13 protein-coding genes and 1 pseudogene are annotated in these 13,764 nt (G+C 47.8%); 13 read left to right on the top strand and 1 reads right to left on the bottom strand.

Annotated features, from left to right (window positions below):
• Positions 1-172 precede the first annotated feature (172 nt).
• The 8 genes and pseudogenes from CP943_RS18350 to CP943_RS18315 form a co-directional block, all read left to right on the top strand.
• Positions 173-1,123, top strand: coding sequence for an ABC transporter substrate-binding protein (locus tag CP943_RS18350; RefSeq protein ID WP_105981217.1), 951 nt, complete (start codon positions 173-175; stop codon positions 1,121-1,123).
• Positions 1,086-2,150, top strand: coding sequence for a FecCD family ABC transporter permease (locus CP943_RS18345; RefSeq protein ID WP_105981216.1), 1,065 nt, complete (start codon positions 1,086-1,088; stop codon positions 2,148-2,150). The genes CP943_RS18350 and CP943_RS18345 overlap by 38 nt, the downstream gene beginning before the upstream one ends.
• Positions 2,143-3,426, top strand: coding sequence for an ABC transporter ATP-binding protein (locus tag CP943_RS18340; RefSeq protein WP_105981215.1), 1,284 nt, complete (start codon positions 2,143-2,145; stop codon positions 3,424-3,426). The genes CP943_RS18345 and CP943_RS18340 overlap by 8 nt, the downstream gene beginning before the upstream one ends.
• A 188-nt stretch (positions 3,427-3,614) precedes the next feature.
• Positions 3,615-4,517, top strand: coding sequence for a 4-hydroxy-tetrahydrodipicolinate synthase (gene dapA, locus CP943_RS18335; protein WP_101561485.1), 903 nt, complete (start codon positions 3,615-3,617; stop codon positions 4,515-4,517).
• Positions 4,518-4,521: 4 nt separating this feature from the next.
• Entirely contained in the window at positions 4,522-5,691 is a 1,170-nt protein-coding gene (locus CP943_RS18330) for an iron-containing alcohol dehydrogenase (RefSeq protein ID WP_023856244.1), read from the top strand.
• Between the two features lie 68 nt (positions 5,692-5,759).
• The gene (locus CP943_RS18325; RefSeq protein WP_025809865.1) at positions 5,760-7,163 is read left to right on the top strand and encodes a sodium:solute symporter family protein; all 1,404 of its coding nucleotides are present in this window, start codon (positions 5,760-5,762) and stop codon (positions 7,161-7,163) included.
• Positions 7,163-8,341, top strand: coding sequence for a sialidase family protein (locus tag CP943_RS18320; RefSeq protein WP_105981214.1), 1,179 nt, complete (start codon positions 7,163-7,165; stop codon positions 8,339-8,341). Before CP943_RS18325 ends, CP943_RS18320 begins: the two co-directional genes overlap by 1 nt.
• Positions 8,342-8,444: 103 nt before the next feature.
• Positions 8,445-8,873, top strand: a pseudogene (locus CP943_RS18315) (4-hydroxythreonine-4-phosphate dehydrogenase PdxA); the annotation flags it as partial.
• A 49-nt stretch (positions 8,874-8,922) separates the two neighbouring features.
• Here CP943_RS18315 and CP943_RS18310 read toward each other — a convergent pair.
• Entirely contained in the window at positions 8,923-9,669 is a 747-nt protein-coding gene (locus CP943_RS18310; protein WP_105981213.1) for an SDR family NAD(P)-dependent oxidoreductase, read from the bottom strand.
• 185 nt (positions 9,670-9,854) lie between these two features.
• Between CP943_RS18310 and CP943_RS18305 the strand changes: the two genes are divergently transcribed.
• The 5 genes from CP943_RS18305 (at position 9,855) to liaG (ending at position 13,751) form a co-directional block, all read left to right on the top strand.
• Complete coding sequence (locus CP943_RS18305) at positions 9,855-10,433, top strand: cob(I)yrinic acid a,c-diamide adenosyltransferase (protein WP_101561488.1); 579 nt, start codon at positions 9,855-9,857, stop codon at positions 10,431-10,433.
• A gap of 131 nt (positions 10,434-10,564) precedes the next feature.
• Positions 10,565-11,518: a pectinesterase family protein gene (locus CP943_RS18300; protein ID WP_103750116.1), complete on the top strand. Its 954-nt coding sequence runs from the start codon at positions 10,565-10,567 to the stop codon at positions 11,516-11,518.
• Between the two features lie 172 nt (positions 11,519-11,690).
• A complete protein-coding gene (locus tag CP943_RS18295; protein WP_023856236.1) occupies positions 11,691-12,077 on the top strand; it encodes a protein liaI in 387 nt (128 codons plus the stop codon).
• A gap of 20 nt (positions 12,078-12,097) precedes the next feature.
• Positions 12,098-12,781 (top strand): stress responsive protein LiaH, encoded by a 684-nt coding sequence (gene liaH / locus CP943_RS18290; protein WP_023856235.1) that lies wholly within the window; start codon positions 12,098-12,100, stop codon positions 12,779-12,781.
• Positions 12,782-12,887: 106 nt separating this feature from the next.
• Complete coding sequence (gene liaG, locus CP943_RS18285; protein ID WP_101561490.1) at positions 12,888-13,751, top strand: LiaG family protein; 864 nt, start codon at positions 12,888-12,890, stop codon at positions 13,749-13,751.
• Positions 13,752-13,764: the final 13 nt, after the last annotated feature.

Below are 13,764 nucleotides of genomic sequence, written 5' to 3'. Positions count from 1 at the left end.
GACGGGCCGGGAGCGATCAACCAAAAGCCCCGGAATAACCGCCTGGATGATGACCGCGTTATCTGCGAAGACAGATGCGGTATAAGCGATGTGCTCTTTTTTTGTACGTTCTTGGTTTGCTGCATCTTTACTGAGTAGAGATGTTTTTATTTTATCCCGAGGAGGAAGCAGAATGAAGAAGTTAGGGCTTTTATTGCTGTCACTGCTGTTGGCCGCCGGCGTTCTTAGCGGCTGCGGTCAAGCGCAAAAACCGGCAGATCAGCAAAAACAGGAGAAGGCGGCTGAAGCGTTTCCGGTCACCGTAAAAGATGCTTCAGGACAAGAGGTCAAAATTGAAAAAGAACCGAAGAAAATCGTCTCTCTGATGCCGAGCAATACCGAAATTACATACGCCCTCGGCCTGGGGAAAAAAGTCGTCGGCGTGACGGATTTTGATACATATCCAAAAGAAGTGAAAAACGTTGAAAAAATCGGGGGCATGGAATTCAACACAGAAAAAATCATTTCGTTAAATCCCGACTTGGTCTTGGCCCACGCTTCCAGCATGCAGAGTGCCAAAGAAGGGCTGAAGCAGCTGGAGGATGCAGGAATTACGGTGGTGACCGTGAATGATGCGGCCTCTTTTGAAGAGGCGTACCGGTCGATCGAAATGATCGGAAAGGCTGCAGGCGCAGAGGATCAAGCGGCGAGCCTGATCAAGAGCATGAAATCTGACCTGGCTGACATAAAAGAAAAAGCCGCCGGCATATCTAAAGCCGATCAAAAGAAAGTATTTGTCGAAGTGTCTCCGGCTCCGGACATTTATACGACCGGAAAAGGCACATTTATGGATGAAATGCTTGAAGCGATCCATGCGGAAAATGCCGCTTCCGGGCAGAAAGGCTGGACCAAAATAACGGAAGAAGCGATCGTCAAGCTGAATCCCGATGCGATCGTGACGACAAACGGTAAATCCGCTGTCAACGAAATTAAAAAACGAAGCGGCTGGAACGGTGTAAAAGCGGTCAAAAATAACGAAGTATACGACGTGGACCCTGACCTCGTGACCCGTCCGGGGCCGCGATTGATCAAAGGGGTCGAAGAGCTTGCTGAACATATTTACCCTGACGTTTTTAAAAAATAACCGCTTCGCGGCATATGCCTTCAGCCTGATGTTTCTGTCGGCATCTATTCTTATGGGAATCTCTATCGGATCTTTGGAGATTCCCATTCCTTCTATTATCAAGGTTTTTTTGAACGAATGGTTTGGCATTCAAGGGTTAAATCCCGATCCGACAGAGGCGAACATCATCATGAAAATCAGATTGCCGAGGGTGGTGCTGGCCGCTCTTGTCGGCGCGGGGCTTGCTGCTGCGGGAGCCGGGTTTCAGGGGCTCTTGAAAAACCCGCTCGCAGATCCGTATACGCTCGGCATTTCGTCAGGAGCGGCTGTCGGTGCAGTGGTCACACTGTTTTTTGGGATTCAGCTGCCGTTGATCGGAAGTTTTACACTGCCGTTTTTAAGCGTTGCCGCGGCCGTTGTCGTGATTTTTTTGGTTTTGTTCTTTGCGCGGCTCGTACACCCTTCATTGACCCTGTCTGCTTTGATTTTGACAGGAATCATCTTCAGTTCTTTTTTGGGTGCGCTTATTTCTCTCATGATCGCATTGACCGGCGATGATTTAAAACCGATCGTCCACTGGCTGCTCGGCAGCGTATCAATGAGAGGCTGGGGCTATGTCGCGCTGTTTCTCCCCTTTTTTGCTGCGGGCGCTGCCGCGCTTTTGATCAGCGGGAGAGAACTGAATGTGATGACTTATGGCGAGGAAAAAGCGAGGCTGCTCGGTGTGAATGTGAAGCGAAGTAAGTATGTCGTTCTGTTGGCGGGAGCTATTTTAACTGGCAGTGCGGTTGCTGTGTCTGGAACCATTGGCTTTGTCGGTCTCGTCATTCCGCATTTTATCCGGCTTCTCTCTATTACGGATCACCGTCATCTTCTGCCGCTCTCGATGCTGAACGGCGCTTCGTTCCTTGTGCTGTCAGATCTTTTGTCGAGAACCATCATTGAGCCGTCCGAGCTGCCGATCGGCATTATTACCGCACTGGTAGGAGCGCCTGTTTTCGGGTTTATTTTGATTCGGCGCTACCGGGGAGGGCGAATTCATGATTGATGTCATCCGTGTGTCCGGCGGCTACGGAAAAACGGATGTCTTACAGGACATCAGCTTTGCTGTAAAGCCGGGTGAATTTTTAGGAATTCTTGGTCCGAACGGCAGCGGAAAAACTACTTTGCTGAAAATGCTGTCGGGAACAATCGCGCCTCGAAGCGGCGAAGTGCTGCTTGAATGCCGTTCAGTCGGGGCGTACCAAACGAAGGAGCTCGCTCGCAAAATGGCGGTTCTTCCTCAAAAAACGGAGCAGGCCTTTTCCTTTACGGTGGAGGAAACGGTACAGTTTGGCCGCTACGCGTATCAATCAGGCCTTTTTCGGCAGCTGACAGCGGAAGACCATGATATCGTGAAGAGGGTGATGAAGCAGACAGACACGCTTCGTTTCGCTCAAAAATCCATTCATGAGCTGAGCGGCGGAGAGCAGCAGCGGGTGTATTTAGCACAGGCACTTGCCCAGGAACCCGAATATTTGCTGCTTGATGAACCGACGAGTTTTCTCGATTTGTCATTTCAAAAGAGTCTGCTTGATTTAATGAAACAAGAAACGGCTGCATCCAAACTCGCAGTGGTCGGGGTGTTTCATGATGTGAATATTGCGAGTTTATACTGTGACCGCCTGCTGTTGTTGAAAGATGGAAAGGCGGAAGTTCTTGACCGCCCGGAAGCCGCCCTTTCTGCCGAGGGTATCGGAAGAGTGTATGATACGGGCATCACAGCGCTGGACCATCCTCAGCGTGCAAATCCGCAGTTTACGATCAAGGCGAAAACCATTCCGGAGAAAACCGAGCCCCTCTTTTTAAAAGAGCGGATTGAACAATATTTGCCGCATGGCATCGCATTTTCGGCAGACCGCCCGCTGCGTCTTCTGTCCTCTGAAACAGGCTTTGCGTGGAGACGAAAGCTTGTCTTCGCAAGCGGAAACAACTCTGGATTGCCGCATGACCTGTCAGCCTATGAACAGGAAACGCTGTTTATCCAACATGATGCTAAATTGGCTGACTGTCATATTGTGTCGGAAAAGGGTGATCTTTGCATCGTCGGTATGAAAGATACGGTGGGGCGTTTGATCATATGGGTGTTAGTTGACGGCTGTTTGCAAGATGGTCAATTTGTAACGGCGATAAGTGCTGCAGCAAATGCCGCAGCCGAGCACCATATTCCGTGCAGCGATGTGCTTGTAGCGGCCACTCAATCCGGCCGGTCAGCGTATCAGACCGCCTTTTTTACAGAAATTCAAAATAAAACAGCGGCTTGTGTGAAAGTTTTAAAAGGTTAATTTGGGCCTGTCTTTGGACAGGTTTTTTTATTGTTTTAAAACGCATCAGCTGAAGGTGAGGTTTCATTCTTTTGTCCCGAATTCGAAAAAATGTGTTGTTAAATGAATCATAACACCTTTATAATAAAATTTGTGAAAGCGTTTTACTAATTAAATGTTTAAAAATGCAACAAAGGAGGCGAGATCACTTGAAAGTAGAGGGGATTATCCCTGCCATACTGACACCGCTTACAAAAGAACAGGCTTTTCATGCGGGCGCAGCCGAAAAGCTGGTGAATGATCTTATTGATTCAGGCGTCCATGGCATTTTTGCTTTAGGGACAAATGGCGAATTTCATTTATTCTCGCAAGAGGAAAAGCTTCAAATTGCTGAAACAGTTGTAAAAGCGGTTAATAAACGAGTGCCTGTTTTCATCGGGGCAGGAGAAAACAGTACTGAGGCGACCATTTCCTTATCCAATCAAATGGCGGATATCGGAGCGGATGTTCTTTCGATTATTACGCCATACTTTGTCGCACCTTCGCAGGAGGAATTGTATCAGCACTTCCGCACGGTTTCTGAAAATGTCACGCTTCCCGTCCTGCTCTACAACATTCCGTCGAGAACAGGCGTATCACTGGAGCCCGAAACGGTTGAAAGGCTTGCGGCATTGCCGAACATTATCGGCATTAAGGACAGCAGCGGCAGCTTCGCCAATATTAAGGCGTATCTTGAGCGTACAAAAGAACAGTCCTTTTCCGTCCTGGCAGGAACTGATTCATTGATTTTAGACACATTGAAGGCGGGTGGAACAGGTGCTGTAGCTGCCACAGCCAATGTGCTTCCGCAAACCGTTGTTTCAATCTATGAATCTTTTAAACAAGGAAACATTGAAGAGAGCGAGCGCTATCAACAGCAGCTGCAACCAATTCGTGATACGTTTTCACTCGGTTCACTGCCGGCACCGCTAAAAAAAGCAGCAGAGCTTGCCGGCATTGCCGTCGGGCCGCCTAAAAGTCCGATTGCAGAGCTGTCGGGAGAGCCGCTGCTAAAAGTAAAAAAGATGCTCGAAGGCTACGGAATTGAAGTAAAAATGGCAAAGGAGCAGTGAGGTTATGAAGACGCTTTATCATTTTCAAACGGCCGCCCGAATTGAGGCTGGTGCACATTCACTCAATTTGCTTGGCGATCACTTAGATCAGACCGGCTTGAATCAGATTCGTTCGGTGTTTATTTTAACTCAGCCGTCGATCGTTTCTCTCGGCTATGCAGACCAAATGAAAGAGGTGCTGGCCGAAAAAGGCATCTCAAGTGAAATTAACACCGATATACAGCCGGAGCCGACGGAACAAAATATCGAAGAGGTTTTTCAGCTTTTTTCTGAAGGAGGCCATGACGCGATTCTAGGAATTGGCGGAGGCAGTGTGCTAGATGCGGCTAAAATCCTCTCTGTTCTGAAAACAAATGAAAAACCGATTTCTGCTTTGATTGGCACGAATCTTGTTGAAAAGCCCGGCGTTCCGCTTGTGCTGATTCCGACAACATCCGGAACAGGGTCAGAGGTGACGCCGAATGCGATTGTGACGTTCCCGGAGAAAGAATTAAAGATTGGTATGGTCAGTCCCTATCTGCTGCCGTCGGTTGTGATTTTAGATCCGGTTTTGACGACCGGTCTTCCAAAAGCGATCACAGCTGCAACTGGAATGGATGCATTTACACACGCACTCGAATCCTATATTTCCAACAAAGCAAACCCATTCAGCGACATGTTTGCGCTTGAATCTATGAGACTGATTTCCTCCAGTATTCAGGAGGCCTACCATCATGGAGATAATCTGGAAGCGAGAGAAAAAATGCTCATTGGCGCCATGTATGGCGGAATGGCCTTGACAAGCGCAGGAACAGCGGCGGTTCATGCGATGGCTTACCCGCTCGGGGGAAAATACAAAATTTCGCACGGGGTGGCCAATTCAATGCTGCTTCCGCATGTAACGGCCTTCAATGCGGATCATGTGATTGACCGTCTTTCGGATGTGGCTGGCGTGATTGGAATTGAACCAAAGGGTTCGAAGGCAAGTCAAGCAGAGCGGGTCATACGGAAAATTGAAGAGTGGACCGCTGATTTGAACATTCCGCAAAATTTAAAGACATTCGGGGTATCAAAAGAGGATGTTCCATCGCTTGCAGAGGCGGCAGCCGACGTCAAACGGCTCATGGATAACAATCCAAAGCCGATGTCCATTGCGGAGATTGAAGCCGTCTATTTGAAATTGCTGGATATGTAGGTGCCGGGATCTGTACATGGTTTTCACCATGAGCCTGTAAATGGCTCACAAACAAAGGGGGAGTTTGGGTGGATGTCTTAAGCGGTTCGATCATAACGTTTATTTTGGCAGTGATTGTGGTTTACATTCTTTTTACGACGTGGCTGACGATGCGGTTTCGCAGTAAATCAAGTTCGGAATTCAACAATGCTGCCAAAACGCTGCCGGCGATTGTTGTCGGCATTCTGCTGATGAGTGAATTCATCGGCACCAAATCGACAATTGGGACCGCTGAATCAGCTTATACACATGGTTTGGCGGCTTCATGGTCGATTGTAACGGTCTCGATTGCATTTTTTATTTTTTCCTACTTCTTAGCCGGGAAATTTTATAAAACAGGCCAATATACGATCTCCGGCATTATTAGTGAAAAGTTTGGCCGTTCGACCAAGCTAGTCGTTTCTATCATTATGATTGTAGCCCTTTTACTTGTGAATCTTGGAAACTATTTAAGCGGATCGGCGGCAATTTCGTCTATTTTAGGTTTGCCGCTGATGACGTGTGCGATCATTACAGCGATTGTCAGCACCTTTTATTTTACGTTTGGCGGAATGAAGGGCGTTGCCTGGGTGACGATTTTGCATTCTCTTGTTAAATATGCTGGGGTTCTGATCACTTTAGGGGTTGCCCTCTATTTGACAAAAGGCTGGGAGCCGATGACGCAGCAGTTGCCGGAGCATTTCTTCACTTGGGACGGCAGCATCGGATGGGGGACAATCGGCGCCTGGTTTATCGGCAACATGGGGGCGATTTTCGCGACTCAGTTTATTATACAGGCTATTACATCATCGAAAAGTGAGAAAGATGCAAAGAAGTCGACGCTGTATGCAGCGCTGCTTTGTCTGCCGCTTGCGATTGCCATTGGAGTCATCGGCGTTGCTGCACGGTATTTGTACCCGGATATTGATCCAATTTACGCATTCCCGGTGTTTATGCAGCACATGAATCCTGTGCTGAGCGCGGTTGTGGCGACATCCCTTGTGGCGTCTATTTTCGTCGGCGTTTCGACGGTTGCGCTGGCGACAACGACGCTGATCATTGATGATTTTTATGTGCCGAAAGCAAACCCGACACCGGAACAGCGCATGAAAATCACGAGATATGTTTCGATTATCATCGGTTTTATTCCGCTGCTCGGCGTTGCGCTGGCGCCTGAATTGTTAACGCTTTCTTTCTTTACGAGGGCGCTTCGGACATCAATTGCCGTTGTGGCGGCGATGGGCTTTTATTTGCCATATTTCAATTCAAACCGCGGAGCAACAATTGGTCTGACGCTTTCAGGTATTACGACGACGGTATGGTATTTGCTGGACAATCCGTTTGGCATCGATAACATGTACATCGCCATCATTGTCCCGTTTATTGTGCTCGTATTAGACCGTCTGATCAGCTCGCCTGCGAAAAAAGAGTCAAATGTGGAGGAGGAATTGTGATGAAACAAAGTGAAACTTCCCTGCCGATAGATGGGCGCATCAGAGAAAATAAAACTGACCCGGCCAGAAAGGATGCGTTTTTGCCGACAGACTGCCCGCAAAACCATGCAGCCAACCTGCTGGAGCTGGATAATGGTGATCTGTTGTGCGTCTGGTTTGGGGGAACGCAGGAAGGCATCCCTGATATATCGATTTACATGTCAAGGCTTGAAAGAGGAAGCGATGAGTGGACACAGGCAGAAAAGCTGTCAGATGATCCTTCCCGCTCCGAACAAAATCCTGTGCTTTTTCAAGAGCCTGACGGCCGGCTTTGGCTTATGTATACGGCACAGCTTTCCGGCAATCAGGATACAGCGATTGTCAGATACCGGACTTCAGACGATAGAGGCCGGACATGGAGTAAGATTGACACATTGTTTGCCGAAGCCGGGACTTTTATCCGCCAGCCGCTCATTGTTCTGGATAACGGCGATTGGCTGCTGCCTGTCTTTTACTGCATCACCTTGCCGGGCGTGAAATGGACTGGAAACCGTGACATCAGCGCGGTGAAAATTTCGTCTGATAAAGGCAAGACGTGGGAGGAAGTGAAGGTGCCGGGCAGTACGGGCTGTGTTCATATGAATATTGAAAAACTGCGCGACGGCACATTGCTTGCGCTGTTTAGAAGCCGTTTTGCAGACTCGATTTATTTGAGCCGCTCTATTGATAACGGCCGCACCTGGTCAGAGCCTGAGCCGACGGAGCTGCCGAACAACAACTCCTCCATTCAATTTACAGCGCTTCAAGATGGGACGCTTGCTCTCGTATACAATCATATGAATGCGAATGAAACGACCGAAAGAAGAGCATCTTTATACGATGAAATTGAGGAGGATGATGATACAAAAACAGGTGTTGACACAGAAGCGCGGCCTGCCTTCTGGGGAGCTCCGAGGGCGCCGATGACATTGGCCCTTTCACAGGACGGCGGCATCACATGGCCTGTCAAAAGAAACATCGAAGTCGGCGATGGTTATGCGATGACGAACAACTCAAAAGACAAGCTCAACCGCGAATTTTCCTATCCGTCGATCAAGCAGGGGAAAGACGGTGATCTGCATATTGCCTTTACGTACTACCGTCAGGCGATTAAATATGTACGTGTTCCGCAAACATGGGCCTTTGCCGGTCAAGAATAAAGCCGTTTGAGCGCGCGGCACTTGATGGAATGAAGGGTATATCATTTATGATTTAAGTTCGAGAGGCTGTTCCAATCGTTTGAAGGGACTCCCTCGTGATGTGAAACGGGTGTACACGACAATTCAATTGGCGTATGACACGCTCATTCGCGCAGGCATTCCGCAGCCGAAAATCTCCGTATGCGGCATGACCCCCCATGGCGGTGAGAATGGTTTGTTTGGACATGGAGAAGGAGAAGAGAAAATTGTTCCTGGCGTTGACCGCAGGCATTCGGTCCGCTGCCCGCTGGCACGCTTTTCTTCAGAGCAGTGAGAGGCGACTTTGATATAGTGGTGGCGATGTATGACGATCCAGGACACGGTCCGCTTGGCCTTAAGGCCGGTGTGAGCATTACAGTCGGCCTGCCGATGATCCGTACGAGTGTTGACCATGGAACAGCCTTTGGATAATGAGGGAACCGGCAAAGCTGATCCTGCGAGTTTAGAAGAAGCAGTGAGACAGGCGATCGTGCTGTCCGTCCGGTCCGCTTGAGCGGCATATATATAAAAGAAGAGCCTTCCAGTTAAGGAGGCTCTTCTTTTTAGTTCATGTAGGTGCCGCCGTTAATATTAATGGTTTCGCCCGTTATAAAATCAGATTGATCAGAGGCTAGGAAGGCGACAACGTTTGCGACATGCTCGGGTGAGCCGATCATTTTCAGCGGAATCCGCTCAATGACAGCTGCGCGATACTCCTCGCTCCACTGCTTGCTCATATCCGTTTCAATCGGTCCCGGGCAGACGGCGTTGACATAAATGCGGTGTGCAGCGAGCTCCTTTGCCAAATGCATCGTTAAATAGTTGATGCCTGCTTTCGATGCACCGTAAGCAGGAGAGGCATTGTGATGCGGTGTTTTGCTCGTCGTTGAGCTCATGTTTACAATTTTTCCGCCGCCCTGCATGATCATCTCCGGGATGACAGCCTGACACATGAGAAAGGTGCCGGTTAAATTTAAATCTATCACTCTTTTCCACTCTTCAAGCGATGTATCAATGGTCGTTTTCCGCAAATTAATGCCCGCATTGTTGACCAAAATATCGATCCGCCCAAACTGCTGTTTTGCTTCAGCTATGAGAAGCGAGGCTGTTTCTGGCAAACTGGCATCACCTGCAACATAAGAAGCGCGCTTTCTCTCAGTATTCAATTGTGTGCACAGGGACTTGAGCAATTCTTCGTTTGTCCCGTTGATGACGACATTTGCCCCTTTATCCGCAAGCGTCTCTGCAACAGCTTTGCCGATGCCGCGGCTTGCACCGGTAATAATCGCCGTTTGCTGATTCAATTCCATCCTCATCCCACCTGTCTTTGAATAAAACCGTTTTCATGTCTATTATAAAATTGAGTGTTTCTTTATTCAACAAAACTTTATTTTGATGATTGCTATTCGTTTTTTTGTTTCATAATGGAACAATTCCTGCAGTCGTTAGAAACAGGGTATACTATAGAAACAAGTAATAAAGAAGGGAGAATGAAATGAAACTATACACAAAAACAGGCGATAAGGGAAAAACGAGTTTAATTGGCGGAAAGGCGGATAAAGATCATCTTAGAGTGGAAGCGTACGGCACATTGGATGAAGCAAACAGTTTCATCGGGCTGGCTCAGTCTTATTTAAAAGCAGAAGAAGCGTTGTTTCAAGATGTTCTGTCAGAGTTGACCGCCATCCAGCATGAGCTGTTCGACTGCGGCACTGATTTGGCGTATGTCAATGTTCAGGAAGAAGGCAAGCTCAAGACTGAATCAATCACCATGCTTGAAGAACGAATTGATGCCTATGTCGAGGAAGCGCCGCGGCTGACCAAGTTTATTCTTCCGGGCGGAACAGAAGCGGCATCATTTTTGCATGCGGCGAGAACGGTCATCAGAAGAGCTGAACGAAAGATTGTCGCTTTGGCCAAAGAAGAAGACATTCCGCCGCTTGCGCTGCCATACGTCAACCGGCTGTCCGATTATTTATTTGCGGCGGCGCGCATTGTCAATCACCGGCTCGGGGAAGTGGATGTCGAATATGAACGAAGCGCTGATGTATTCCGGACAAAGAAAAACTCATGAATGAGAAATCCGCCAATCGTTATCGAACAGAAATGGGCCGATTGATCAAATCAAGCCGTTTTCCGGCAGGGGAAAACGGCTTTTTGTCGTAAATCTTTAAGTAAGCGTTTTCAAGGAGGGGGAGTGTTCAAGTGGTTAATCGGGAGGCAGCTGCTATAAGGCTGACGGTTTCGAAGGATGGAGACGGCGAATTTCAAACCGTTCAAGAGGCGATCGATGCTTTGCCTGAGTACAGTCGGGAACAGAAAGTGATATTCATTAAAAAAGGAGTTTACAAAGAAGTCGTTCATATTCCGGCTACAAAGCCGTTTGTGAAGCTGATCGGCGAAGATCGTTACGAGACTGTGATTACGTATGACAACTATGCCGGAAAAGAAAAGGAAGGAGGAGGGAAATACGGCACGACCGGAAGTTCAAGCGTGTTTATTTATGCGGATCATGTTGAAGCTGAAAATCTGACGTTTGAAAACTCATTCGACCGCACGAAAGTCGATACGACCGATACACAAGCGGTGGCGGTTTATGCGAAAGGAAACAGGATGACGTTCAAACATGTCAGGTTTATAGGCAGACAAGATACACTGTTTGTCAATGACGGTACACAATATTTTTATCAATGCTATATAGAAGGCGATGTCGATTTCATTTTCGGAGGAGCAAGAGCCGTGTTTGAAGAGTGCCAGATCCATAGCGCTGACCGCGGGTCCGCTACCAATAACGGTTATGTAACAGCTGCGAGCACGCATATCGCAAAGCCGTTCGGTTTATTGATGACAAACTGCAGACTGACAAGCGATGCCGCAGATGGAACGGTATACCTCGGGCGCCCTTGGCATCCGGGAGGAGACCCCGACGCCATCGCCAGTGTACTATATCACCGCTGCGATTTAGGCGCACACATCAAGCCTGAAGGATGGACGGATATGTCGGGCTTTTCGGCAGCCGATGCCAGATTGTATGAATACGAGAATACGGGTCCTGGTGCAATATCACATGAGGATCGAAGGCAGCTTGCCGATCATGAGGCTGAGAAATGGACAATTGAAAACGTATTGGACGGCTGGAATCCTAAAGTTGAATCATAGCAAGGCAACGTGCAGAAAGACCGCTCTCTGGCTGAGATGAGCGGTCTTTTTATGCGAGCGGGTCCGATGTGCCGTACGACTAGGGTCGTACAGCAAAATCAATCTGTGACTCGTTTTGTCGAAGCCTGAAATTGACTATAGTAAAGACATGAACGAGAAAGGAGGAGCAAATATGAATATAAATGGAAAGTCCATCATCGGCTTTTTTCTAATCCTTTTTGGCGTCTCCCTGTTTTTCGGCGGAGGCCATTTCGGCGGATTGGTTACAGGTGCTATTGGAGCATTGCTTCTATTCTATTCCGTGAAAAAATGGAAGGAAGGGCGCCAGTTTGCCGCGGTACTGGCCGCGATCTTCGGCATCATGTTTTTGGGAGGGTCATTGCCGTTTCTGATCGGCATCGCGGTTGCTGCAGCGATGGTTTATTTCGGATGGAAAATGATGAAGCAGGATGACAAACAGAATGACATCCTTTATTCAGAGAAAACGGAGCCTTCTGCAGCTTCATATGACACAGGCTTTGATGCAGAGTGGGAAGACTTTTTGAAAAAGAATAAATAATATTTTAGGAGGACGAGATCATGGCTTTAAAAAGAATCAGAGACATGTTTGTCGCATCAGTAAATGAAGGATTGGATAAACTTGAGAACCCCCGGGTGATGCTGAATCAATACGTACGCGACATGGAAAGTGATATCGCTAAGGCGAAGCATACCATTGTCAAGCAGCAGACAATTGAACATAGTTTTAAAGGAAAAGTGGAAGAAGCCGAAAAGCTTGCTGTCAAGCGAAGAAACCAGGCTCAGCTCGCTTTTGATGCGGGTGAAGAAGAACTTGCTAAAAAGGCGCTCTCAGAAATGAAGTATTTTGAAGAAAAAGCTGCCGAATATAAGGACGCTCACCAGCACGCGAAAAAGCAGCTTGCCGAATTAAAGGAACAGCTTGAGACACTCGAAATTAAACTGCGCGATGTCAAAGACCGCAAGCATGCGCTGATCGCCAGGGCAAACGCGGTAAAAGCGAAAGAACATATGAATGCATCATTTAATAAAATCGACAGCGAAAGCGCCTACCGGGAATTTATGAGAATGGAAAACCGCATTGAAGAGATGGAAACAAAGGCGAACAGTTATGCTGAATTATCCGCTTCATCAAGCAGCCCATTCGGCCGCCTTGAATATGCAAAAGAGGTAGAAGAAGAGCTGGAAAAAATGAGGGCTAAAAAGACAGGCTTGGAAAAGCAGACGCCTGCGGGAAATGCGTAAACGAATAGGGGCTCTCATAGGCCCCTTATGCAATTTTTGATTTCTTTCATAGATCATTTTCCTTATAATAAGGAGCATACACTTACTAGCCGAAAGGGTAATCCAAATGAAAAAAACGGTTGGAAAACTGCTGATTATCGCCGGCATTCTTATCCTTGCCGGGATGATGTTGAATGGGCGCGAAGGCTTTTCATTCTTCGGCTTCGATGACGAGTCAGCCCGCACATATCATGCACAGGGAAAAGACATCGATAAAATTGACATTGATGCAAAGAGCATAACAGTCAACATCCAAGCTGAAAACCGCGATGATATAAAAGCTGAGATTTCGGGAAAAAACGTCCGGCTTGATTCGTCTGAACAGGGGCGTACACTCCGGCTTTCCGCTGATTCGAAGGGCTTTTGGCCGTTTTTCTGGAGTAAAAAAGAGCTGATTGTCAAGATTCCTTCTGAATATAAAGAAGATCTGGCGATTTCTTCGGGAAGCGGAAATGTCAAACTGTCCGGCGGCGGTCTGCATTTGCGAAATGTAGCCTTGAAGTCGGGAAGCGGCAGCCTCAAGGCCGATGATCTTCAGGCGGTAGACCTTTCTGTAAAAGGGACTTCGGGGTCGGTCAGGCTGGAAAACGTTCAAACCACAGAAGGCGACATCCGCTCCACATCCGGTCATACAAAACTTGAAAATGTCACCGGCAGACTGAGCATCAAACAGACTTCAGGCAATTTGCGCGCTTCTTTTACAGAGATCAATGATCCTCTGAGCATCAAACAAACATCCGGAAACACCAAGCTTAAACTTCCCGATGATGCCGACATCAGTCTTAAAGCCGAGTCGACAAGCGGAAACATCAGTCATTCCTATTCATTTGATCAAGTTGCCAATGAGAAGCGGACACTGACTGGAAAAAAAGGAAATGGAAAAAATAAAATCGACATCTCCATCACGAGCGGGAATGTCTCAATTGAGTAATCAACAAAAAGAA

This window comes from Bacillus paralicheniformis (assembly GCF_002993925.1).
In the GTDB taxonomy this organism is placed as follows: domain Bacteria; phylum Bacillota; class Bacilli; order Bacillales; family Bacillaceae; genus Bacillus; species Bacillus paralicheniformis.
Note: the sequence above shows the minus strand (reverse complement) of the source record. Positions and strands in the feature narration are given on the sequence as shown.

Coding starts and splice junctions, on each gene's coding strand:
- CP943_RS18350 (WP_105981217.1), top strand. CDS start 173: ATGAAGAAGTTAGGGCTTTTATTGCTGTCACTGCTGTTGGCCGCCGGC.
- CP943_RS18340 (WP_105981215.1), top strand. CDS start 2,143: ATGATTGATGTCATCCGTGTGTCCGGCGGCTACGGAAAAACGGATGTC.
- CP943_RS18330 (WP_023856244.1), top strand. CDS start 4,522: ATGAAGACGCTTTATCATTTTCAAACGGCCGCCCGAATTGAGGCTGGT.
- CP943_RS18320 (WP_105981214.1), top strand. CDS start 7,163: ATGAAACAAAGTGAAACTTCCCTGCCGATAGATGGGCGCATCAGAGAA.
- CP943_RS18310 (WP_105981213.1), bottom strand. CDS start 9,669: ATGGAATTGAATCAGCAAACGGCGATTATTACCGGTGCAAGCCGCGGC.
- CP943_RS18305 (WP_101561488.1), top strand. CDS start 9,855: ATGAAACTATACACAAAAACAGGCGATAAGGGAAAAACGAGTTTAATT.
- CP943_RS18295 (WP_023856236.1), top strand. CDS start 11,691: ATGAATATAAATGGAAAGTCCATCATCGGCTTTTTTCTAATCCTTTTT.
- liaH (WP_023856235.1), top strand. CDS start 12,098: ATGGCTTTAAAAAGAATCAGAGACATGTTTGTCGCATCAGTAAATGAA.
- liaG (WP_101561490.1), top strand. CDS start 12,888: ATGAAAAAAACGGTTGGAAAACTGCTGATTATCGCCGGCATTCTTATC.